The sequence below is a fragment of the Acinetobacter sp. YT-02 genome (assembly GCF_002412355.1).
In the GTDB taxonomy this organism is placed as follows: Bacteria; Pseudomonadota; Gammaproteobacteria; order Pseudomonadales; family Moraxellaceae; genus Acinetobacter; species Acinetobacter towneri.
In genome coordinates this window covers 32,616-54,579 of the sequence record NZ_NOZT01000020.1, presented here as the reverse complement: position 1 = coordinate 54,579, position 21,964 = coordinate 32,616, and the positions used below count along the sequence as shown (strand labels likewise).

Annotated in this window: 24 protein-coding genes and 2 pseudogenes; 9 read left to right on the top strand and 17 right to left on the bottom strand. The window is 40.8% G+C overall.

The features are described 5' to 3' along the window. Together CF596_RS07515 and CF596_RS07510 are read left to right on the top strand one after the other, a co-directional pair. Positions 1-296, top strand: a 296-nt coding sequence (locus CF596_RS07515; RefSeq protein ID WP_096901827.1) for a transposase, incomplete at its 5' end; no start/stop codon positions are given. Between the two features lie 193 nt (positions 297-489). Next, a complete protein-coding gene (locus tag CF596_RS07510; RefSeq protein ID WP_242439136.1) occupies positions 490-828 on the top strand; it encodes a putative phage abortive infection protein in 339 nt (112 codons plus the stop codon). A gap of 186 nt (positions 829-1,014) precedes the next feature. On the opposite strand, the gene CF596_RS07505 is transcribed toward CF596_RS07510, so the two are convergent. After that, positions 1,015-1,638 carry a LysE family translocator gene (locus tag CF596_RS07505; RefSeq protein WP_096901823.1) on the bottom strand — a complete coding sequence of 208 codons (624 nt, stop codon included), beginning with the start codon at positions 1,636-1,638 and terminating at the stop codon, positions 1,015-1,017. A 357-nt stretch (positions 1,639-1,995) separates the two neighbouring features. On the opposite strand from CF596_RS07505, the gene CF596_RS07500 reads away from it, so the two are divergent. From CF596_RS07500 to CF596_RS07480, 5 genes and pseudogenes are all read left to right on the top strand, one after another. Next, positions 1,996-3,618 carry an oleate hydratase gene (locus CF596_RS07500; protein WP_096901820.1) on the top strand — a complete coding sequence of 541 codons (1,623 nt, stop codon included), beginning with the start codon at positions 1,996-1,998 and terminating at the stop codon, positions 3,616-3,618. A gap of 135 nt (positions 3,619-3,753) precedes the next feature. Continuing rightward, a pseudogene (locus CF596_RS07495) lies at positions 3,754-4,113 on the top strand (IS4 family transposase); the annotation flags it as partial. A gap of 21 nt (positions 4,114-4,134) precedes the next feature. Then, positions 4,135-4,328: pseudogene (locus CF596_RS07490) on the top strand (HlyD family secretion protein); the annotation flags it as partial. A gap of 67 nt (positions 4,329-4,395) precedes the next feature. Next, positions 4,396-5,268, top strand: a complete 873-nt coding sequence (locus CF596_RS07485) for a pyridoxal-phosphate dependent enzyme (protein WP_096901832.1) — start codon at positions 4,396-4,398, stop codon at positions 5,266-5,268. A 53-nt stretch (positions 5,269-5,321) separates the two neighbouring features. Then, positions 5,322-6,518 carry an NAD(P)/FAD-dependent oxidoreductase gene (locus CF596_RS07480; RefSeq protein WP_096901818.1) on the top strand — a complete coding sequence of 399 codons (1,197 nt, stop codon included), beginning with the start codon at positions 5,322-5,324 and terminating at the stop codon, positions 6,516-6,518. A gap of 183 nt (positions 6,519-6,701) precedes the next feature. On the opposite strand, the gene CF596_RS14735 is transcribed toward CF596_RS07480, so the two are convergent. The 4 genes from CF596_RS14735 to CF596_RS07470 all read right to left on the bottom strand — a co-directional run bounded on the left by CF596_RS14735 (position 6,702) and on the right by CF596_RS07470 (position 9,559). After that, positions 6,702-6,869, bottom strand: a complete 168-nt coding sequence (locus CF596_RS14735) for a hypothetical protein (RefSeq protein WP_171324904.1) — start codon at positions 6,867-6,869, stop codon at positions 6,702-6,704. Positions 6,870-7,038: 169 nt separating this feature from the next. Continuing rightward, positions 7,039-7,209: a hypothetical protein gene (locus CF596_RS14730; RefSeq protein WP_004975491.1), complete on the bottom strand. Its 171-nt coding sequence runs from the start codon at positions 7,207-7,209 to the stop codon at positions 7,039-7,041. A 95-nt stretch (positions 7,210-7,304) separates the two neighbouring features. After that, positions 7,305-9,026 carry a mechanosensitive ion channel gene (locus tag CF596_RS07475; RefSeq protein WP_096901816.1) on the bottom strand — a complete coding sequence of 574 codons (1,722 nt, stop codon included), beginning with the start codon at positions 9,024-9,026 and terminating at the stop codon, positions 7,305-7,307. A 254-nt stretch (positions 9,027-9,280) separates the two neighbouring features. After that, entirely contained in the window at positions 9,281-9,559 is a 279-nt protein-coding gene (locus CF596_RS07470; protein WP_004975487.1) for a hypothetical protein, read from the bottom strand. Between the two features lie 200 nt (positions 9,560-9,759). Between CF596_RS07470 and CF596_RS07465 the strand changes: the two genes are divergently transcribed. Continuing rightward, positions 9,760-10,182, top strand: coding sequence for a hypothetical protein (locus tag CF596_RS07465; RefSeq protein WP_096901813.1), 423 nt, complete (start codon positions 9,760-9,762; stop codon positions 10,180-10,182). Positions 10,183-10,420: 238 nt separating this feature from the next. Here the strand turns inward: CF596_RS07465 and CF596_RS07460 are convergent, their stop codons facing one another. Further along, complete coding sequence (locus CF596_RS07460) at positions 10,421-10,981, bottom strand: hypothetical protein (protein WP_143228676.1); 561 nt, start codon at positions 10,979-10,981, stop codon at positions 10,421-10,423. 4 nt (positions 10,982-10,985) lie between these two features. Further along, positions 10,986-11,747 (bottom strand): ferredoxin--NADP reductase, encoded by a 762-nt coding sequence (locus CF596_RS07455; protein WP_096901809.1) that lies wholly within the window; start codon positions 11,745-11,747, stop codon positions 10,986-10,988. Between the two features lie 84 nt (positions 11,748-11,831). On the opposite strand from CF596_RS07455, the gene gigC reads away from it, so the two are divergent. Next, on the top strand, positions 11,832-12,713 hold the full coding sequence (gene gigC / locus CF596_RS07450; protein WP_004975482.1) for a LysR family transcriptional regulator GigC: 882 nt from the start codon (positions 11,832-11,834) through the stop codon (positions 12,711-12,713). Between the two features lie 33 nt (positions 12,714-12,746). Here gigC and CF596_RS07445 read toward each other — a convergent pair whose 3' ends face one another. The 10 genes from CF596_RS07445 to nuoH form a co-directional block, all read right to left on the bottom strand. Further along, positions 12,747-13,328: a cold shock domain-containing protein gene (locus tag CF596_RS07445; RefSeq protein WP_096901807.1), complete on the bottom strand. Its 582-nt coding sequence runs from the start codon at positions 13,326-13,328 to the stop codon at positions 12,747-12,749. 86 nt (positions 13,329-13,414) lie between these two features. Continuing rightward, positions 13,415-13,708, bottom strand: a complete 294-nt coding sequence (locus CF596_RS07440) for a cold shock domain-containing protein (RefSeq protein ID WP_004975478.1) — start codon at positions 13,706-13,708, stop codon at positions 13,415-13,417. An 81-nt stretch (positions 13,709-13,789) separates the two neighbouring features. Next, positions 13,790-14,425 (bottom strand): uracil phosphoribosyltransferase, encoded by a 636-nt coding sequence (upp, locus tag CF596_RS07435; protein ID WP_019836328.1) that lies wholly within the window; start codon positions 14,423-14,425, stop codon positions 13,790-13,792. Between the two features lie 126 nt (positions 14,426-14,551). Then, a complete protein-coding gene (nuoN, locus tag CF596_RS07430; protein ID WP_096901804.1) occupies positions 14,552-16,045 on the bottom strand; it encodes an NADH-quinone oxidoreductase subunit NuoN in 1,494 nt (497 codons plus the stop codon). Between the two features lie 3 nt (positions 16,046-16,048). Beyond that, positions 16,049-17,662, bottom strand: a complete 1,614-nt coding sequence (gene nuoM, locus CF596_RS07425) for an NADH-quinone oxidoreductase subunit M (protein WP_004975471.1) — start codon at positions 17,660-17,662, stop codon at positions 16,049-16,051. 1 nt (position 17,663) lies between these two features. Continuing rightward, on the bottom strand, positions 17,664-19,559 hold the full coding sequence (gene nuoL / locus CF596_RS07420) for an NADH-quinone oxidoreductase subunit L (RefSeq protein WP_096901802.1): 1,896 nt from the start codon (positions 19,557-19,559) through the stop codon (positions 17,664-17,666). Next, a complete protein-coding gene (gene nuoK / locus CF596_RS07415) occupies positions 19,556-19,864 on the bottom strand; it encodes an NADH-quinone oxidoreductase subunit NuoK (protein WP_004975463.1) in 309 nt (102 codons plus the stop codon). The genes nuoL and nuoK overlap by 4 nt, the downstream gene beginning before the upstream one ends. Next, positions 19,864-20,382 (bottom strand): NADH-quinone oxidoreductase subunit J, encoded by a 519-nt coding sequence (gene nuoJ, locus CF596_RS07410; RefSeq protein ID WP_171062597.1) that lies wholly within the window; start codon positions 20,380-20,382, stop codon positions 19,864-19,866. Before nuoJ ends, nuoK begins: the two co-directional genes overlap by 1 nt. Next, complete coding sequence (gene nuoI, locus CF596_RS07405; protein WP_004975460.1) at positions 20,382-20,924, bottom strand: NADH-quinone oxidoreductase subunit NuoI; 543 nt, start codon at positions 20,922-20,924, stop codon at positions 20,382-20,384. Before nuoI ends, nuoJ begins: the two co-directional genes overlap by 1 nt. 18 nt (positions 20,925-20,942) lie before the next feature. Continuing rightward, positions 20,943-21,962, bottom strand: a complete 1,020-nt coding sequence (gene nuoH / locus CF596_RS07400) for an NADH-quinone oxidoreductase subunit NuoH (protein WP_004975457.1) — start codon at positions 21,960-21,962, stop codon at positions 20,943-20,945. Positions 21,963-21,964 lie beyond the last annotated feature (2 nt).

Sequence of the window (21,964 nt, the reverse complement as noted above, 5' to 3'; positions counted from 1 at the left end):
GAATAGCTCAACAAGTAAAACAGACTTATAACCTTCCATTGGTTCTTATTGTTGATAATGCCTCGATTCATAGAAGTAAAAAGATGGCTGATTACAGAGAGCTACTTAAAAGTAACTTTTCGACGAATTTGTATTTTATTCCAGCTTATAGCCCTGAGTTAAATCGAATCGAGATGGTATGGAAGCAGATGAAATATTATTGGCGAGATTTTCAAGTCATGACAGCTGATAAAATAGAGCAATGGGTGGAGAGAGTATCAAACCAATTCGGAAAAGAATACATGTTTACTTTTTAATGACAGCTTAGAAACGATTCAAGAAATTTCTGTACAAGAAAATCTCCAACTCAATAAATCACAAATATTAGATATCTCATACGTTATTTTTTACTTTGGTATAGAGGGAAGTTGGACGACATTTATAGTAAATAAACTATCAAGGTATAATGGATTTAATGAAGAATTAGTTATTAAAATTCAGAAAAGGTTAATGGAAAAGGATTTTAGAGGCTGCTTATTGAAAACCAATCAAACTCATTTAAGCTCTTATTTTAGAAATATGTATAATGCTATAAAAATAGTAGATGAATCAAAAATCCTAAGTGATTTTGAAAAATACGAGTTAATAAAAATTTACCGTGCACAACTTTCAAATCCTGAGCTTTATATCCTTTTTTTCAATGTTTTATCGCGTTTTGGAAAAAAATGGCTCCAAAATAATTTTATAAATAAATATGATTTTATTAAAAATATTCCATTTGAATATTGTGACGGATATGACCCTAAACATTACTTTCCATCTATCAAATTCGAAGAGGATGAATATTGATTTAAGTACTAACGCACAGAAAGGTGACATGGATGTAGCCTGTTCGTTAGGCACACGGACGTGCCCTCTAACGAACAAAGGATTTTTGTTACTTTTGATCCTTTAAAAGTAAGGCAAACATTTTAATTATTAGAATACCCTCATCCCAATCTTCTCCCAAAAGGCATAGGTATCTACACAAATAAATCACTTCATCCCAAAAATTAACTTTAATCCCAATACTGTCATGACCGCCCCTGCTGCACGGTCAAAAATAGCCTTAAACTTAATATAAGCCTGACGCGGTTTTTCTGCAGACAAAGCCACTGCAACCAATGAACACCAACCTGCATCAATAAAAAAACACAGAATTGGCAGCACCACATAAAAATAGTTCGGAATTTCTTTAGGCAACAAAGCCGTAAAAATACTCGCCAAGACAATTGCAATTTTAGGGTTAGATAACTGCGTAATTAAACCTGTAGTAAACGCACGGCGCAGTGACATTTGCTGTCCATGTGCAAGATTGGTTTGAATAGGCGCTTTGGCATGCTTCACAATTTTATAAGCCAAAAACAACAAATATAAACCACCACAAATTTTAAGCAGAAAATATGCTGAAGGCACTGCCAATAAAATAGCCTGCAACCCCATCACCGCCAATAAACCAAAAATTGCGGCACCCGTACCCGTGCCTAAAGCCGTAAATAAACCATGCTTACGTGAAATGGCTATCGAATTTTTTGCCACATAAATAAAGGTAGGCCCAGGACTAATTGCCCCCAACATTAATGCCAAAGCAATAGAGCCTAAAATCAATAATGATTCCAAGATAGACCTCAAGATTAGAATAATTTTCAATTATTTATTTTACTTAAAAAACCATAATAGAAGATATAATTTTTTTGATTTATGTTTATAAATTTAAGGATTTTTCAAGCAATTTGATATTTATTAAAAAAACCAAAAATAGAGTAAAAACTCAATTTAATTTCAATATCAAACAGTTAAAACATAGCATATGAACAGTAAAATTTTATTGTGCATCCATTTTTTCTATTAAAGTTTTTTTCTGATAATAATTTATCATCGATTTTTAGCAGAACTTTCATATATTTTTAAAACATATAATCCCATAATAAAATTATGGCTTTAATTTTCTTTAGAACTACAACCGAGGCACATCAGATGCAAAATAAAAGACTGAAAACATTAGACCGCTCTAAATCACATCTTTGGATTGTAGGTGGAGGCATAGCTGGTATGGCTGCTGCTGCTTTTGCGATTCGTGACGCTAAAGTGCCAGCCGAACATATCCATATTTTAGAAGAATTGAATGTTTCTGGTGGTTCGATGGATGGTGGACATAATCCGCTTAATCCGAACCAAGCATGGGTCACACGTGGTGGACGTATGCTAACTGATGAGACTTATTTGTGTACTTGGGATTTATTTTCAAGCATCCCATCTTTAGAAAATCCAGACATTTCTGTTCGCGAAGAATGTCGTGAATTTAACGAACAAATTAAAACCAATGCTCAAGCACGTTTGATCGACTCAAATCATATTGTTGCAGAAGCTCAAAAATTGGGATTATCAACGCTCAACCGTGCTCAAATGTTACGTCTACTGGCATTAAAAGAAGATCGTATCGGTAGTCGCCGTATTGATGAATTTTTTGATGATACATTTTTCCAAAGTAATTTTTGGCGGATGTGGCGAACCACGTTTGCCTTTCAAAAATGGCATAGCGCAGCGGAATTACGCCGTTATTTTCTACGTTTCATTCAAGAATTACCACGCATCCATACCTTAGCAGGTGTGAAACGAACTAAATACAATCAATATGATTCAATGATTCATCCTCTACAACGCTGGTTGGTGGAACAAGGCGTTGATGTTCGTTTCGGTAGTTATGTCACAGATGCAGACTTTGTCGAAGATGCCCAAACGAAGGAACGTAAGGCAACCCAACTTTATGTCAACATTCCAGAAGGCACTGAACAAATTCAACTGGGTGAGCATGATCTTGCGCTCTTTACTTTAGGTTCGATTACGGCTGATTCACGTTATGGCGATAAATTCGATGTTCCTGAGCTGATTCGTGATCGACAAGATCATGGCTGGCGTTTGTGGGAAACATTGGCTCAAAAAGCTCCTGATTTTGGTCGTCCAATGACCTTCTATGGCAACATTGATGAGCATAAATGGAAATCCTTTACGCTCACCATGCATGATGATGTGCTGCTAAAACGGATTATTGATTACACAGGAAATGAACCGGGTACAGGTGCACTCATGACTTGGTTTGAATCTGGTTGGCATCTATCTGTGGTCGTTCCAGCTCAACCGCATTTTGCTGACTTACCAGAAGGTAAATTCACCTTATGGGGTTATGGTTTTGAAATTGACCATATCGGCGATTACATTAAAAAACCGATGAGTGAAGCGACAGGTCAAGAGATTTTAATTGAGTTGATTCATCAACTTGGTTTCGATGACATCTTGGATCATGTGTTGGCACATACTGACATTACCACAGTAATGATGCCTTATGCTTCTGCCCTATTTGCATGTCGTAAAGCAGGTGATCGCCCATTGGTCATTCCAGAAAATGCGGTCAACTTTGCTTTCTTAGGTCAATTCGTAGAGCTTGAAGATGATGTGGTTTTCACTGTGGAATATTCCGTACGTTGTGCCATGATTGCCATTTATCAGCTCTTAGGTGTCGAACGTGAAATTCCAGAGATTTACAATGGTTTACTCGATCCTAAAGTTGGCTTAAATGCTTTGGAAGCAGTTTTTCATTAAATTTTAAAAAGCCATAGGGTAAATTGCTGCCCTATGGTTATTCAACTTATTTTGATAAAACGATCTTTGTACACGACAAAAAAAGATAACTCATTGAAATAATGGCATAATACTTGTTTTCTAACGACGAATATGATGACACATTTCAATGAGTTACATCTCAACTTAAACACATATCTAAAGTGAAACAAGTCACATGTAAAATGTTTTACACTGATTATGCTTGCATTAATTGTAAAACAGACATGTAATCTTTCTTCTGCATCTAAAGCCTTACCCATCACGTGCTTACCACAATCATTTTATCGATGTATACAACGCTTCTTTGCAGATCAGTATTTCGATTATCGTCAAATTTCTCAGTTAATTTTCAATATATTTTTATTCGATAAAGTCCAATTAACTTTGGATAGAACCAACTGGAAATGGGGAAAACGAGATATCAATATCTTGATGTTAGCCATCGTCTATCGTGGAATAGCGATACCTATTGTTTGAACATTGCTCAATGAACCAGGCCATGTGGAACAGATTTCCCCCGCTGCGGGTTCAGAGTTCAGTGTACTTAAACCTGATAATGCCACAGGCAACTCTTTACCAAAGTGGTGCAACGTATTGCGGTACGTATCACCATTAATCCGAATCAAAAAGGGATCGAAAATCTACGCCCTGGTATGTCGGTGATCACGTCGGTGGATACCGACTCATAAACCAACACTGACATTCTCAATCAAATACATTTACAATGTGGTCAAATTCATTTCTCGTTCGCAAAAAATGTTTGATCACATTGCTTTTCCTACCCCTTATCAAACATTAGAACTTCCCCAGCCTGTTCAACTGACCATCAAACGCCTTGATCAGATTCATCCCCAGATTTCGGGCAACAAGTTTTTTAAACTCAAATACAACCTCTTGGCAGCACAACAGCAAGGTTTTTCTCAAATCCTCACTTTTGGCGGTGCATTTTCCAATCATATTGCAGCAACGGCTTATGCAGCTCAACGCTTTGGCTTTCAAAGTATTGGCATCATTCGTGGTCAAGAACTTGCGACCCAAGACTTAAATCCAACCCTACAAACAGCGCAAGATTTTGGCATGCAACTGCATTTTGTCAGCCGAGCCGAATATCGTCTGCGCCATGAAGTGGAATATTTACAACAACTTCAACAGCAATATCCTCAAGCCTTTATTATTCCAGAGGGTGGAAGCAATTCCCTTGCCATTCAAGGGACACAGGAAATCCTCTCCCCTGATGATTTAGAAAATTATGACGTAATTTGTTGTGCTGTGGGTACTGGTGGAACAATTGTGGGCATCATTGAAAGTAGTTCAGATCACCAGCACATTTTAGGCTTTTCAGCCTTGAAAGGTGATTTTCTCAAACAGGACATTCAACAATGGACCGATAAAAGCAATTGGTCTTTAACCGATGCCTATTGTGGTGGCGGCTATGCCAAAACTACACCTGAATTATTGAAATTTATTCAAAATTTTGAGCAAAAATATCAAATTCCACTCGAACACATTTATACAGGTAAAATGATGATGGGACTTCTTGATTTAATCCAGCACAATCATTTCCCTGCCCACACTCGAATCCTGGCCATTCATACAGGTGGGTTGCAAGGAAAGCTTAAAGCATATTAAAACCCCCACAAATCTTTTATAATTGCTCGCTTTTCGTCTACCGAGTAATACTCATGGTTCATCAGGTTGATGTTGTTGTTTTAGGTGCGGGTGCATCAGGCTTGATGTTGGCTGCAGAAGCTGGTAAACGTGGACGTTCCGTTGCCGTATTAGAAAAAGCCAATAAAGTGGGCAAAAAAATTCTTATGTCTGGTGGTGGTAAATGTAATTTCACCAATTTAGAAGTCGAACCAAACCATTATATTTCACATAATCCACATTTTGTCATTTCTGCTCTCACTCGTTACACCAACTGGGATTTTATTGGTTTGGTCTGCGAATATGGTATTGAATATGAAGAACGTAAACACGGTCAGCTATTTACAATCAAAGGCGCAAAAGAAATCCTCGAACTTTTACTTGCAGAGTGCAATAAATCGAAACGAGTTCAGATTCAGACCCATTGCGAAGTACAAAGCATAACAGCACAAACAGATTCAGGTTTTATCATTGAAACCAATCAAGGCACTTATCACTGTGAATCTCTCGTTGTGGCGACTGGTGGCTTATCTATTCCAACTTTAGGTGGCTCTGGAATTGGCTATGAAATTGCCAAACAGTTTGGTCATCGTGTTTACCCGACCCGTGCAGGTTTAGTGCCTTTTACCTTCTCAGACAGCTTTAAAGAAGTCACCACACGTTTAAGCGGTAATGCGGTGGATGCGACTTTATCGAATTCATTGACTAGTTTTACCGAAGCGCTACTATTTACCCATCGTGGTTTAAGTGGACCAAGTGCCTTACAGCTTTCTAATTATTGGGATGTCGGACAAAATTTTAAAATTAACTTTTTGCCTTACTTAGAACTCTATGACTTTTTTAAAAATAAAAAGCAAAACAGTCCTAAAGTTTTACTGCGCACCTTGCTCAGCGAACATTTGCCAAAAAGTGTAGTGACTGAATTACAGCAACTGATTTGGTCAGAGCTTTCTGAAACTGCAATTGGCAATATTAGTGATGACAAGCTAGAACAAATTGCAGCGCGTTTACATGCCTTTGAAGTCAAACCATCGGGTACAGAAGGTTATCGTACTGCCGAAGTTACTTTAGGTGGAGTCGATACCCAGGAAGTTTCCTCTAAAACTATGGAAAGTAAAAAACAAAAAGGCTTGTATTTTGTTGGGGAAGTTTTAGATGTAACGGGACATTTGGGCGGCTATAATTTCCAATGGGCGTGGTCATCTGCACATGCAGCATCGGAGTATGTTTAAGTTTGCTTTTAGATGAAACATGCAAACAAATGAATGTGATAAAAATGATTCTAGTCTAAACAGAATAATATTGATCTTGCCGATCAAATTGCAAAATGACAAAAGCCAGTTTTTTCTAAACTGGCTTTTTCTTTAACACCGTCACGTACTATAAAGACTTAGCAATACGTGAATCCTGTTATTTTATTCTAAATAATCGGTACGAAATAATACCAATTTTGGCGTGTTTGCCAAACGTGATTCAGTTTGCTGCATTTTGAGGACTGCACTTTGTTGATGCATAGGTAACGAATTTACCACTTGAACTTTTAAACTGATACGTAATTTGTTTAGCATATTGATTTCTCTCATTATTGTCATCCTTGCGCGAATTTTAAGACTCAAATATTTCAGCTTGGTTAAAACCCAAGTTTTTTATTTTTCCCTTAAACCCTCATCAAGCTTTCCAAGCTATTGATCTGATTTATCCAAATCAGTCTTTGGCTCATTCCTGCCAAAGTTGATTAATTTTTAACATAATTTAAGAGCTTGGTCTATCCTCTTTTGGATGATTTTTCTCAACATTTTCAGTTGGTTTTGCCGTTGCTTCTGGTTTAGCAAAGACAAACTTATAAGCGGCAACAAAAAAACCGATGGTGATGCCAGCAATCACGATTGGGGCAAAAAACTTATCGGGTGCTGATTTGGACATTATCGTTTCCTCTTTTTTAATGAATACCGAAAAGAAATCGACCAATACGGTGATTGGTCGATCATCTTAGCGATTCAAATCAAAATTTGAACAGGTTATTTCGGGTCATTTTTTGGATGTTCATCGACATCTGGTTCAGCCTCACCTGTCGAACCAAATGGGTTGTTGACTGGTGGATGTTCAGGATCAACCTTTAAGGTATCTGGCACTGCATGATCAGTTGCCGCTTCAGGTGTTGTAGTCACATCACTTACAGACGCTTGCGGCTGCTCAGATACAATAGGTGTCATCACACTTGATGCTGACGTTGCCGTTTCTGTCTTGTGCAAAGGATTCGGTTGATTTGCCTCACGTTTAGCTTTATCAATCAAATCAGTTAACACACGCTCTGCAGGTTGACGACCACCTAAACCAAAGGCAAGTGCGAAAGCCACTGCAACAGAACCGAGAGTTAAACCAAAGGCCAAGTTCACAATCGAGTCGGCAATACCCATCGCGCGTAAGCCCATGGCTACCACCAAACCCATAATTAAAATACGGACTAAGTTTGCCAACCAACGTGAGCTGTTATATTCACCGCGCTGTACCACTTTGGCGACCAAATTCGCGAGCCAGAAACCCACCACCAAAATGACAGCACCCAACAGGATATCTGCACCAAACTGGATAAACATGGCAATCAAGCCGCTGACTTGATCAAAGCCCAAACGGTTCGCCGCTTCAGATACCGCAAATAGCATGGTAAAGAATACGATCAGATAACCAACCACACATGAAATTTTAGTCGTACCTAAAAAGCGCTGTAAGTCGAGTTTGGCAGGAATATCATCGACTCCTGTGCCTGCAACCACTTCCACCACAATATTGGCTACAAAACGCGACACCACATAAGCCAAAATAAGAATCAGACCTGCCGCAATAATATGCGGGATCGCATTCATAATTTCATACAACATGGCAGTCGCAGGCTGAGAAATAGCTTCAATGCCAAGTGCCTCAAAACCAATAATCAAGGCTGTGATGATCACCAAGACGAAAACAAACGAACCGAGTAATTTAGGTAAATTTGAATTTTTGAAGATGCCAACTTTTTCAGCATGCTGTTGAATATTCAAGCTACCCAATAAACCTTCGACAATGCCACGAACAATTTTTGCCAGAATGTATCCGACAAAAACAATCACGCCTGCAATGAAGATGTTCGGTAAATACAGCACAACTTCATTCACCATGTTTTGCACAGGGAACAACAGACCGTTTAAGCCTAAAATTGACAGCACAATTGGCAAGAACAGCAATAAAATCAGCCAATAAACAATTTCACTGATATTTTGACTTAAGCCACTCACACCCACATCGGCGCTGAGTTTTTCATCCAACTGGGTACGTGCCAACAGTTTTTGCATCCCCACTTTGACCAGATTTGCCAAAATCCAACCAATAAAAGCAACAGCAACAGCAGCAAGTAAAGAAGGAATAAACAGTAAAAACTGCTGAATCATATTACTGAATGGCCCACTGACACTGGTCAGATTCAACACATTCAGCGCACCAATGACCGCAATAATTAAAATCACCCAAAACACGACACGTGACACAATCAGTTCAATATTTGAACGATGCCCCGTTGCATTTGATAGTTTATGATCCGTACCCAATTTTTGCAGGACTTTTTTAACCCCTCCAGCCACGAGTAACGCCACAACCCATCCTATCAGCAATATTGCAACAGCCGCCAGAATCGGCTGAAATTGCTCCCAATAATACATGGCTTCAAAACCTCTACCATGTAGGTTGTCATTTAAGTAATCATTCATCTTATTTAATCCTCATGGTTTTTAGCTTCATTTTTTGGTTTGCGCCGCAGCGTAAAACTGCTTTTTATCGATTCAAATTATTGAGTAAAGCTCTACCCACCATAGAATTTGCATATTTTTTATTCAACCTTGGGATGCAGAATCGCAACAATTCTACAAAGGAGGGACAATAAACCTTGTGAAAATCCACAAAAAAGCCCTGCATCTAGGCAAGGCTGAATTTGTAAATACGATTTTTTGACGCTTAGGCTAAACTACCGATCTGTTGCTGTTGCAGTATTGCTGTCCTCTGCACGTGCTTCATCTCCAGCTGTGCCCGTTGTCGTGCTATTTGGCGTTGCTTGTTGTACGGTTGGATTAGGATGTCCAGGAGGTGCTTCGCTCGGACTCGGATTGCGATCCGCCATCATGTAAATCAGCAATGCCAATAAAAAGATTCCCACCAGTAGAAGCATATAGACTGGAATACGTTTTTTTCGCTTAATGTCTTCAGCTGAGTTTACATGAGGTGGTTTATTGAAATCATGCGGCATGTTCCCCTCACTTATGTATTTATCTGATGAATTTTCATACTAACAAGCTCCTCACGCTTATTGTGTGACAATACATAGCAAGATGGTGAAAAGATGTAATATACCTCAAGTACCACCTATGTTGCCCAATATCGACAAAGCTGCCTCTCACGGGGAAATGCGCTATAATCACGTACCGTTTTTTGTGTACTTTGAACTTTATGGCGTATCGTCAACAAAGTGTATCGCTTGATCTTGACACTGACGTCACTCATCAATGTGCCTTGCACTATACCCGTGATGGGCATCTCATTGGTATTATTGAATTTAGCAAGCCCAGCTATCTGCTCAAATGGGGCGATTTGGAATATTTCCGTCGTCGTACCGAAGAATTTTCGGTCATGCCATTTCCAGATTGTGTGAATGCCATGATCATTGATATTCGCAACATTGCTGCATTTCTGGATAATGAAGTGCCAATTTTACCGTGGCGCTTACTTGAAGAAGAATGTCCTGTGCGTTTGGTGGTTCCTCAAGAGCGCTTAGAGCATTATGTAGGTTTTTTTGAACCGACTTGGCTAAGTAGCGATGTCGATAGCGCGATTCAGGAAATCCGCGAATATATGGATATGTTTGTGCACTAATTTCTTTGAAGAGTCACTTTCAAGCATTGCGTTCAAAAGTTGCTTTCAAAATTGAATCGCACCAAGCAAAAACCTCATCTGCAGCGTTGTAGATGAGATTTTTATATGAATGGTGAAGATCACCTCAACAACCAATTTTTAGCGAATTGTGAAAATACATTTATTTTCAAAACTCAATTTAGGCAGCCACAAAACCTGCTTAAAACGCACCTGATCTATGCCAAAACTTCGCATTTTCTTAGATGTATAGCGCTTGATATTTTTCATATTCAGGAGTCTGCCCTGCAATGGTTGAGCTTTGCTGAACTTTAATTTTCTGAAAAAAAGCGGTTTCCTTTGCACGGATTGGGCCAATATATTCATTATACATTTGTTCCATTTCGGCACTTTCAAATTGCATTTTTTGCAAACTGCCACCATGCCAACCCAACTGACTACGCAAGTTTAAATATTTTACTTTGCCCGCAGGAAACACATAATTGGCACAAGAAGAAAAGCAATACTGCGCAACTTCTACATTAAGTTGATGGTCAAAGACCAAATTGCCCAAATCAATACCTAAGCCGATCTCGCCACCCCGACTGTTGATTTTTAAGGTATCAATCTTATCTGACTGTTTGAGTAATTCCGCTGCACGTGCATTGGCTTCAGGGCTAAGTGGCCCATCATAAATGAGTACGTGATCTTGCACAGCAACCTGAGTTTCGACCGTTTCAGCCTGTACGGTTTGTGCGACTATAAACATCAGCCCTGCGCTGGCTATATATTTGAACAGTTGATATTTGAATAGTTGTATCACATCCTCACCAATAATTTTCAACTGCAATATTACCTTCCCCGCGGCGGTTCATGCTTAAACCACGCGCTTTTAAGGCTTCTTTGGTGTCATCGACCATGGCAGGGTTACCGCATAACATCACATGGCTAGTTTCAGGGTTGAGTACACTGCCTGCAGCCTGTTCCAGTTCGCCATTCGCAATTAATACAGGCAAACGATCATGCAAAGCAGCTTGAGGGTCGCGAGTGATAATTGGGATAAACTCAAAGCCTGTATGCCCTTCGCCAAAAGTTTCGGCAATCTCGTGAATTTTATCGACATAAGCCAATTCAGCTTCGGTACGCACGCTATAAACCAAATAAATATGTTGATATTTTGTCCATGTTTCAAAATCTTGCAGCATGGATAAAAACGGTGCAAGACCTGTACCTGTGGCCAGTAACCATAAATCGTGTGGCGCAGGCAATTGATAACGCGCCAAAGTCAAAAAACCATACGGAATTTTTTCCAAGTACAGCTCATCGCCCACTTGAAGGTGCTGCAAGTTAGAAGTAAACGCACCATCTGGCACGACAATTGAGAAAAACTCCAATGTTTCATCAAAGGGTGATGACACCACCGAATAAGCACGTACCACCAATTCATCGCCCACTTTTAACCCGATACGTGCAAACTGTCCTGCGGTAAATTTAAAATGCGCAGGACGGGTCATGGTGAAGCTAAACAAGGTGTTGGTCCAACGATGAACCGAAAGCACTTTTTCTAAAGTAAATTTTTCAATTGACATGATTTGAGCGTGGCATGAAAGACTGTGCTCATGTTAGCATGTTGGGGTAATTTATGAATATTTTTAAATGTTAAGGCTTGATTCATGCGCATGACTTTACGCCAGTTGGCGGTTTTTGTAGCAGTTGCCCAAGAAGGGACAGTAACCAAAGCCAGTGATGCCGTTAAGCTCACCCAAAGTGCTGCAAGCATGGCCTTAGCAGATTTGGAAGATGGCTTGGGTGCTCCACTGTTTGACCGTTTGGGTAAGCGTCTACAACTAAATGATTTGGGTCGTTTTTTATTGCCACAAGCCTTAGAAATTTTGGGTCGTTGTGAAGCATTTGAGCAAGCCGCTAAAGGTGAGCTGCAAAGCATCGATTTGCGTTTAGGCGCAACTCTCACCATTAGTGACTATTTGATGCCTGATTTAATGGCAGACTTTTTGCAAATTCAACCACAGGCGCATTTACAATTACAAGTGGGCAATACCCGCCAAATGATTGAAGCTGTGAATCAGTTTCAGCTAGATTTAGCCTTGATAGAAGGCTCTTGTCACTTACCCCAACTCCAATGTATTCATTGGCGTGATGATGAACTTGCAGTGTGCTGTGCGCCAAGTCATCCTCTAGCGCAGTTAAACCGTGCTTTAAGCATTGCAGATTTTGAAGATGCCGAGTGGATTTTACGTGAAGAAGGTTCAGGTACCCGTGAAGTGTTTGACAATGCAATTTTAAAAGACCTGCCTGATGCCAATATTCGTTTAACTTTGGGTCATAACGAAGCGATTTTAAAAATTGTCGCAGGTGGGATTGGTATGTCGTGTATTTCACGATTGGCGATTGAACCTTTACTAGAAAAAGGTCAATTGGTGATTTTAGATACACCTTTCTGGCAACTGACGCGCCCGTTATTCATGTTGGTGCATCGTCAGAAATACCAAGGGCCTGGCTTAAAGGCATTTATGAAGTTTTGCGACGCGAAATAGTTTATAAAAGAGTACCGATGATGGTACTTTTTTTTAGCGATTAAACTGACTCTCACACGGTATGCCGTCACCATCACCGTCCATTTTAGTATTTGGACAATTTCGTATAAAGAATAATGCTTCTTCGTAAGACGTCATTTGACTACAGTGCTCACGCCCATCACAAGTAAAGTTCTGTTCAACAACAGGAACTTCTACTACTTTTTGTACTGATAAAGCTTCAGGCTGACTATTTTGCCAAGCTTGGTACTTATTAAATACTGCATAAGCCAAGCCGAATATAATCAATATACCAATATAAGTAACAAAATTGGATGAGTTATTTTCAGACTTCTGCTGTCTTTTATGATTCTGCTTTGTCGTATGAATTGCCCTTGATTGAGGTGTATGCCTTTCGACTGCAACCTTAATATCTAGACGGACAATATTATCTGCTTTGAACTTGCCATTTTCTTCTACTTTACGAAATTTTAGATTTTCTCCCACTTTTAGTGGAATATTTTTATTGGGAAAATCTTTAATATGAAAAAATAAATCTTTAGGCTCTCCTTCTATTTGAATAAAACCAAAGCCTCGTTCTTCGTTATAAGTTTTTATTTTCCCTTCTAAAAACATAAATTACTCTTTTCACGTTAATTTTTGATTATTGTACAAAAAAAGAGGCGAGAATGCCTCTTTTCTGTGCATGAAAACATTTAAAACTAACGCTTTAAGTTTGATAACAATGCAGACGTAATCGAGGTATTCGCAGCAACCGCTTTGGCTTTTTTTGCTTTTTTGGATTTATCTTCTACAGGTTCAATATTAATGGCTTTATAACGATCACCATTTTGAACCACATTAAATTTAACGCGATCATTGCGCTTTGGCTCGCCTTCAGCCGCAGGAAAATCCGAGATATGGAAAAACACTTCACCTTCAGGTGCGGCAATAAATCCATAGCCTTTTTCGGCATTATATTGTTTGATTTTTCCTTGATATTGTTCAGATTTCATGGCTTAACCTTTTACGAGCTGCACTTTATATGAGTATATAAAAAAGAGGCAGTTAATGCCTCTTTTTCACCGACATTCGGCTTAATCTTTTTGGACTGAACCAAAAATTTTATCGCCTGCATCACCCAAGCCAGGCACAATATAACCATCTTGGTTTAAACCTTCATCTACCGATGCAGTAAAGATCACCACATCTGGATGCGCGGCTTCTACACGTTGAATGCCTTCTGGCGCTGCAACCAAAACCATCACACGGATGTCTTTACAACCACTGGCTTTGAGCAAATCAATTGCTGCCACTAAAGATGAACCTGTGGCAAGCATAGGGTCAATAATCATCGCGATACGATTTTGTACATCTGGTACTAATTTTTTGTAGTAAGTACGCGCTTCTAAAGTTTCTTCATCGCGTTCCAAGCCAAGTACAGATACTTTAGCACTTGGAATCAGGTTCAAGAAACCATCTAACATGCCAATACCTGCACGTAAAATTGGCACAACCGTAATTTTTTTACCCGCAATACGGTCTACAGTGACTGCACCATTCCAACCCGCAATTTCGTGCTCGACCACTGGCAAATCTTTAGTCGCCTCATAAGTCAGCAACATGGTCACTTCTTGTGCTAATTCACGGAAGTTTTTGGTGCTGATGTCTGCACGACGTAATAGCCCTAATTTATGACGAATAAGTGGATGACGGATTTCATGAATAGCCACGGGAGAACACCTAAAAGGAAAGAAAAGCAAATATCCTTTTATTATATGCTGTTTTTATTGTGTATATAAACCAAAAAGCCTTCAATTTATGAAGGCTTTTTGACTGAAAGTTAAACTTCTTTCAAATTATTGCTGTGACAGCATGAAATGGATGGGTGACAAAATTTCAGCTTCAAGTGCCATTTTGATAATTGGGTCTGGATAAACACCAATCACCAATACCGCTAAAGCTGCAACCAATACCATAATACCGCCCACTTTTTGGCCCCAATGATCGACAGCATCCATTTTTGGTTCATCTGGCGGTGTCATATACATCACCACCATAACGCGCAAGTAGTAGTACAAACCAATACCTGAACCCACGATGATCATCGCAGCTAAGAACCAGTGCTGAGTCGTTACCGCAGCCATCACCACCAAGAACTTACCAATGAAGCCTGCAGTTAATGGAATACCTGCAAGAGAAAGCATCATCACGGTTAATACAGCAGTCAATACTGGACGACGCCAGAACAAACCACGGTAGTCAGCCAAACTTTCAGCTTCTGCTACGTTGTTGTATGGGCTAGACATTAATGCCACTGCACCAAACGCGCCAATAGTCGTCAAGACATAGGTAATCACATAAACGCTGACATTACCCAAGCTTGCATAAGTCATGCTGATCAAACCAATCAACAAATAACCAAAGTGTGCAATTGATGAGTAAGCCAAAATACGTTTCAAGTTCACTTGACGTACAGCAAGGAAGTTACCCACCAAAATTGAAAGCACGGCAATAATGGTCATGATAGTTACAATCGAGTCGATCAGGATTGCCCCTGAACCCAAAATGTAACGCACGAACAAACCAATGGTTGCTACTTTCGCTGCAGTCGCAAGGAAGGTTGCGATTGGTGCAGGCGCACCGTCATAAACGTCTGGTGTCCATTTGTGGAATGGCGCCAAAGACAGTTTAAATGCCACAGCAAAGACAATTAAGCCTAAACCTAAAATTACCAAAGGTTGCTGGATGTTTTGCATTAATGCTTGAACAGAGTCATAGAACGACAATGAACCTGTGTACGCATAAATGTACGCCATACCCATAAGCAACATTGCTGATGCAGTTGCAGACAATACTAAGTACTTCACACCCGCTTCTAAAGATTTAGAACGCTGGTGGGTATATGCCAATAAGCCATAAACAGGAATTGACATTAACTCAAGGCTAATGAAGAACGATGCATAGTGCGAACTTGATACCATCAACATAGCACCCGCTACAGAACATAACATCAAGATGTAAAGTTCTTCGCGGTTGTCTTTATAGGTCTCAATATAAGCATGAGACAAAGTAGAACATGCCAATGCTGCGATCAGAATCACCAGTTGATATAACAAGGTGAACGGATCAATCATAAACATGCCCATCACGCTGGCAGGAGCAAAGTTCCCACCAAACATCATGAGTAAAAGGTAAGCCGCAGCGAGGTTCAAGCCCACCACTGATGCTGTAGCAATTAAGTTATGGTTACGCTTAATTGCAGTAAGGATCATCACGACAATCGCAGTTAAAGCCACGATCATCACAGGAGCTAAAGGCATAAGCTCAGAAAATGACATTGTGAAGTTCATGGCTTATTGGATCTCCACATTTTCGAGTTGAGCTGTTACTTCTTGTGTAACTTCAACTACTTCTTGAACTGGGATGTAGCTATTTGCTAACCACGCCATACTTGAATTTGAAATATCAAGGAAGGTTTGTGGATACAGACCAAGCCATACTAGACCCAGCGCACAAATTGAAAGAATCACAACTTCACGTGCATTTAAATCTTTTAACGGATTTGCATAGTGCTGTTTTTGCTCTTCATTTGGTACACCAAACAAAGCTTTGTGAATCAGGATTAAACCGTAAACACCTGCAAAAACTAAGCTGATTGCCGCAATAATTGTGAAGGCTGGGAACTGTTCAAATGAACCCATCAAAATCAGGAATTCACCAATAAAGTTACCTAAACCAGGAATACCGACTAACGCAGCCACAAAGAACATCAGGAAGAATGAAAGGTATTGGAATTGACCACGAATACCGCCCATTAAACGCATGTCACGTGTATGTACGCGCTCGTAAATTTGACCACACATAATGAACAATGCAGCAGATGACAAGCCATGTGCCAACATCATGATCATTAAGCCTTGGTAAGTCAGGATATTACCTGCATAAATTGCAAGTAATACGAAGCCCATGTGCGAAATTGAGGTATAGGCAAGTAAACGCTTCATATCGGTTTGCTGGAAAGCACACCACGCGCCGTAGAACACCCCAATTAAACCCAAAATAATGGCGATGTCTGCAAACTGAGCAGAAGCCGCTGGGAAGAATGGAATCACGAAACGTAATAAACCGTATGCCGCAGTTTTAATCAAAATACCTGCAAGGTCGACAGAACCCGCTGTAGGCGCTTGTGCGTGTGCATCTGGTAACCAACCGTGTAATGGGAAAACTGGAAGTTTTACCGCAAAACCGATGAATAAACAGATCATGAAGGCATAAGCGACTGCTGGTAATTGTGCGTCAAGTGTATTCGCTACAGCCAATAAATAGTTGTAGTTGAATGAAATAGTACCTGACATCATGTATCCATAGATCACTAGACCTAAGATACCAATCAACATGATTAAACCAGCAACTTGCGTGTAGATAAAGAATTTGGTTGCAGCGTAAACACGTGAACGACCATTTGAACCTTTATGCCCCCATAACGCAATCAGGAAGTAGATTGGTACAAGCATCATCTCCCAGAAGAAGAAGAACAGGAACAAGTCAATCGCAAGGAATACACCAATTACCCCACCCAAAGACCATAAAAGGTTAAGGTGGAAGAAACCAACGTTCTTTTGAATTTCACCAAATGAACAGCCTACCGCTAAAATACCCAGTAATGCGGTTAAACCCACCATGAGTAAAGATAAGCCATCCACCGCTAAGTGAATGTTGATGCCTAGGGTTTGAATCCAAGGCAACATAAATTCAGCCGACCAAGTTGGAACTTGAGCGCCTAATTCATAGTTATAGCTAGCTCCTTGCCACAATGCGACAGTTAAGCCCAAAGTAACGAGCATACCCACTAAAGCAATGTAACGCGGTAATTTATCGTCGAGTTTATCGACCAACCAGCAAATAAAACCTGCAATGAACGGAACAAGGATCAGCGCGGGTAGAATTAAATTGTTTGGAGTATCCATCTTATTTCCCCACGACCTGAATCACGATCAAGATCATTAGTAAGACCACCACACCAAGTGCCATACTTGATGCGTACTCACGCAATGAACCTGTTTGACGTGAACTTGTGAAGCTATGACCACCTTTCACCAGTGCAGGCAGTACCAACCACATACCATCAACTGGATCACGACCTAATAGTTTGGCAATCAGCAAGAATGGTTTTACAAATACGATGTCATACAACGCATCGAAACCAAGTGCATTACGGCAAATGTTGGCAAGGCCTGCGCCCAATGAAGTTTGCGCAAAACCTTTTACAGCATTGTAAGCAAAGGCAAATAACACCACACCTACTGCTAAACCAGCCAAAGCCACACCAATTGCAACATACTCTGCACCATGTGCGCCTGCTTCTAATGCTTCAGGAATCACAAATGCTGGGATTTTTGCAGCATCAAGAATGCTCATCACTGGTGCTTTTAATACAATCGCTAAACCAGTTGAAAGTACTGCAAGCACTGCCAATGGGAACCAGTAAGTTGCGCCTTTGATCTCGTGATACGGTGTGTTTTCTTTACCAAAGAATACAACCCAAATTAAGCGGAATGTATAAATTGACGTTAAGAATGCACCTGCTACACCCACCCAATATAAGGTGTTATATAGCGGAATACCTGCGATATGACTTTGCGTCCAAACTGCTGCCAAAATAGCGTCTTTTGAGAAGAAACCAATGGTCAAGAATGGAATCGCTGCCAATGCACCGCCACCAATTGCGAAACATGCAAATAGGAATTTGTTCTTGTAGAACAAGCCACCCATTTTGAAAATGTTTTGTTCGTGATGGTAAGCCAAAATCACCGCACCAGAAGACAAGAATAATAATGCCTTGAAGAATGCGTGAGTTAACATGTGGAATAGACCCGCTTGGTATGCTTCTGCACCAACTGCCATAAACATATAACCCAGCTGACTCATAGTTGAGTAAGCCAAAATACGTTTGATGTCGGTTTGAACCAATGCTGCAAAACCAGCAACTAGCAAGGTCACAGCACCTGTAATTGAAATGAATAACATCACTTCAGGTGCAAGTTCAAATACGCTGAACATACGGCAGCATAAGTAAACACCCGCAGTTACCATGGTTGCAGCGTGGATTAATGCAGATACAGGTGTAGGACCTGCCATCGCATCGGCTAACCAAGTTTGCAACGGAATTTGTGCAGATTTACCCGCAGCACCCAAGAACAACATTAACGCTGTCCAAATGGTGATCGACGAGCTTTGAGTCATTACATTGGCTGCATTTTCTACGATGTATTGTGTGTTCAACGTACCAAATTGTTGATACAACAAGAACAACGCGATCAGTAGGAAAACGTCACCCACACGTGTTACGGTAAATGCTTTGATTGCTGCAAAACCGTTTGCAGGGTTTTGGTAGTAATAACCAATCAGCAAGTAAGAGCACAAACCTACACCTTCCCAACCTAGGAACAATAACGCCAAGTTATCGCCAAGTACCAACAACAACATGCTCGCAACGAACAAGTTGAAGTAAGAGAAGAAACGTGCAAAGTCTTCTTCACCACGCATATACCATGATGCAAAGATGTGAATTAAGAAACCCACGCCTGTAATCATGCCCAGCATGAGCAAAGATAAACCGTCTAAGTGCAAGCTAAACGCAGGTGCAAAACCACCCACATTGAACCAAGTCCATAAATGTTGAGTCGTTGCAACCGAACCGTTGTTCACAAAGTCCATGCCTGCAATTAGCGCAAATAATGCAGACAGACCCACTGAACCTACGCCAATAATCGCAGCAACTTTTTCAGGTAAGTTGTTACGCCCTGCCGCTAAAAGGATAAAACCAATGAGCGGAAACAATACTGTTAGATATAAATAACTCATCCGCGCATCTCACTAGCAGCATCCACATCCAAATGATGGAAGCGATGATAGAACTGAAGGACGATCGCAAGACCGATACACGCCTCTGCCGCAGCAAGTGTCAAGATCAAGATAAACATGATCTGACCATCTGGTTGTACCCATGCACTACCAGCCAAGACAAACGCCAATGCCGCAGCGTTCATCATGATTTCAAGGCCCATTAAAATAAATAGTAGGTTGCGTCGCACCATCACACCGTAAAAACCGAGTGCAAAAAGAATGGTCGCGACAATCAAACCATGTTCTAAAGGGATGTTGCCCATTATTCTTTTTCCTCTTCTGCACTTGGTTCACGTTTACCGATGTGGAAGCCTGCAACCAAAGCTGCAAGTAATAACATTGCGGCAACTTCAACCAACAATAAGTACTGAGTAAAGAGTGCTTGACCCACTGCTTTTGGACCCACCATTTCGGTGCCCATAAGCGCGCTTGGTGCAGTGTAGTCTGAGCTTAATGACCACACTAAAACCAAACCAATTAGGAAGCTCATCAAAGCTGGGTATGCCCAAGTTGATGAAGTCAACCATTTACGCTCTTGCTCAACAGTTTGCTGACCAAGGTTGAGCATCATCACCACGAATACGAACAAGACCATGATCGCACCCGCATAAACAATGATTTCTAAGGCACCAGCAAATGGTGCACCCACGATCATGAACATGCCTGCAACCGCAAGTAATGACACGATCAAGCTTAATAAAGCATGTACTGGGTTCGCGTTAGTCACTACACGAACCGTAGAAACAATGGCCACGAGTGCCATCAAGTAAAACGGCCACATCATGGTAATAGACTCCGTACATCAATAGGTGCGCTTTCACGTTGCGCTTGACCTTTGTCTTTACCTGTAACAGCCATACCCGTTACACGGTAGAAGTTGTAGTCAGGATATTTACCAGGACCTGAAATGAGTAAGTGTTCTTTCTCATACACCAAGTCTTGACGCACATATTCACCTAACTCGAAGTCAGGTGTTAACTGAATTGCAGTCGTTGGGCATGCTTCTTCACACATACCGCAGAAAATACAGCGTGAGAAGTTGATACGGAAAAACTCTGGGTACCAACGACCATCTTCCTGTTCTGCTTTTTGCAGTGAAATACAACCTACTGGACAAGCAACTGCACAGAGGTTACATGCTACACAACGCTCTTCGCCATCTGGATCGCGTGTTAACACAATACGACCACGGAAGCGTGGAGGTACAATTTCTTCGGCTGGTACTTCCGGATACAAAATGGTGTCACGTTTACGTGTCACGTGCGAGAAAACCATCCACAGTGAACGTACAATTGACCCAAACCCAGCTAGAAACTTAAACATATTGTTCTCCCTGCTGTCTTAGGCCGAATGATTCATAAGAATCACAGCACCAGTTACCAAAAGGTTAACAAGCGCCAATGGCAAGCAAATTTTCCAACCAAAGTTCATCACTTGGTCATAACGTGGACGCATTAAAGAACCACGAGCCAAGACAAACATCATCACAAAGAATGCTGTTTTGATAATGAACCAGAAAGCTGCTGGAATGAATGGAATTTCAAGGTTAAACGGCGCTAGCCATCCACCGAAGAATAGAGTCACGATAAGCGCAGAGATCAGTACCACGTTGACATATTCTGCAACGAAGAACATCCCCCACTTCATACCGCCATATTCGACGTGATAACCTTCAGCCAATTCTTGTTCTGCTTCTGGTTGGTCAAATGGGTGACGGTGAGTTACCGCAACGCCTGCAACCACGAAAATCAAGAAACCTAAGAATTGTGGAATCACAAACCAAACATCACGTTGCGCTTCAACAATTTCACGCATGTTGAATGAGCCTGCAATAGCAACCACACCCATGAGTGAAATACCCAAGAACACTTCATAAGAAATGGTTTGAGCGGCTGAACGTAAACCACCAAGCAATGCGTATTTGTTGTTTGATGACCAACCACCAAATAACACCGCATACACTGCGATACCTGCCATTGCCATAAAGAACAACAGGCCAATGCTCATGTCTGCCACACCTAAATAAGGTGATACAGGAATAACCATGAACGACAGTACCGCAGTTGCCATTGCAACTGCTGGTGCCATACGGAACGTAAGTTTGTCGGCAAATTTTGGTGTCCAGTCTTCTTTGAACATGATTTTCAGCATGTCGGCAACAATCTGGAACATACCGCCTGGACCTACACGGTTCGGACCATAACGGTCTTGCCATAAGCCCAGTAAACGACGCTCAATAAAAGACATGAGTGCAGCAATCAATACCACAACCAGTAAGATGACAATCGCTTGAATGACTGAATAGGCAATTGGCCAGTTCTCAGCCCACAGCGGCGTCTGACGGATTAATTCTTGTTGCATGA

Bases quoted from the DNA above. Each gene is read 5' to 3' on its own strand.
- CF596_RS07440 (WP_004975478.1), bottom strand. From the start codon at position 13,708: ATGAAATCTGAACAATATCAAGGAAAAATCAAACAATATAATGCCGAA.
- CF596_RS07445 (WP_096901807.1), bottom strand. From the start codon at position 13,328: ATGTTTTTAGAAGGGAAAATAAAAACTTATAACGAAGAACGAGGCTTT.
- nuoK (WP_004975463.1), bottom strand. From the start codon at position 19,864: ATGGGCAACATCCCTTTAGAACATGGTTTGATTGTCGCGACCATTCTT.
- CF596_RS14730 (WP_004975491.1), bottom strand. From the start codon at position 7,209: ATGTCCAAATCAGCACCCGATAAGTTTTTTGCCCCAATCGTGATTGCT.
- nuoI (WP_004975460.1), bottom strand. From the start codon at position 20,924: ATGTTTAAGTTTCTAGCTGGGTTTGGGTCAATTGTACGTTCACTGTGG.
- nuoM (WP_004975471.1), bottom strand. From the start codon at position 17,662: ATGGATACTCCAAACAATTTAATTCTACCCGCGCTGATCCTTGTTCCG.
- nuoL (WP_096901802.1), bottom strand. From the start codon at position 19,559: ATGAGTTATTTATATCTAACAGTATTGTTTCCGCTCATTGGTTTTATC.
- CF596_RS07470 (WP_004975487.1), bottom strand. From the start codon at position 9,559: ATGCCGCATGATTTCAATAAACCACCTCATGTAAACTCAGCTGAAGAC.
- CF596_RS14735 (WP_171324904.1), bottom strand. From the start codon at position 6,869: ATGAGAGAAATCAATATGCTAAACAAATTACGTATCAGTTTAAAAGTT.
- nuoH (WP_004975457.1), bottom strand. From the start codon at position 21,962: ATGCAACAAGAATTAATCCGTCAGACGCCGCTGTGGGCTGAGAACTGG.
- CF596_RS07500 (WP_096901820.1), top strand. From the start codon at position 1,996: ATGCAAAATAAAAGACTGAAAACATTAGACCGCTCTAAATCACATCTT.
- CF596_RS07465 (WP_096901813.1), top strand. From the start codon at position 9,760: ATGGCGTATCGTCAACAAAGTGTATCGCTTGATCTTGACACTGACGTC.
- gigC (WP_004975482.1), top strand. From the start codon at position 11,832: ATGCGCATGACTTTACGCCAGTTGGCGGTTTTTGTAGCAGTTGCCCAA.
- nuoJ (WP_171062597.1), bottom strand. From the start codon at position 20,382: ATGTGGCCGTTTTACTTGATGGCACTCGTGGCCATTGTTTCTACGGTT.
- CF596_RS07510 (WP_242439136.1), top strand. From the start codon at position 490: ATGGAAAAGGATTTTAGAGGCTGCTTATTGAAAACCAATCAAACTCAT.
- CF596_RS07485 (WP_096901832.1), top strand. From the start codon at position 4,396: ATGTTTGATCACATTGCTTTTCCTACCCCTTATCAAACATTAGAACTT.
- nuoN (WP_096901804.1), bottom strand. From the start codon at position 16,045: ATGAACTTCACAATGTCATTTTCTGAGCTTATGCCTTTAGCTCCTGTG.
- CF596_RS07475 (WP_096901816.1), bottom strand. From the start codon at position 9,026: ATGAATGATTACTTAAATGACAACCTACATGGTAGAGGTTTTGAAGCC.
- CF596_RS07455 (WP_096901809.1), bottom strand. From the start codon at position 11,747: ATGTCAATTGAAAAATTTACTTTAGAAAAAGTGCTTTCGGTTCATCGT.
- CF596_RS07480 (WP_096901818.1), top strand. From the start codon at position 5,322: ATGGTTCATCAGGTTGATGTTGTTGTTTTAGGTGCGGGTGCATCAGGC.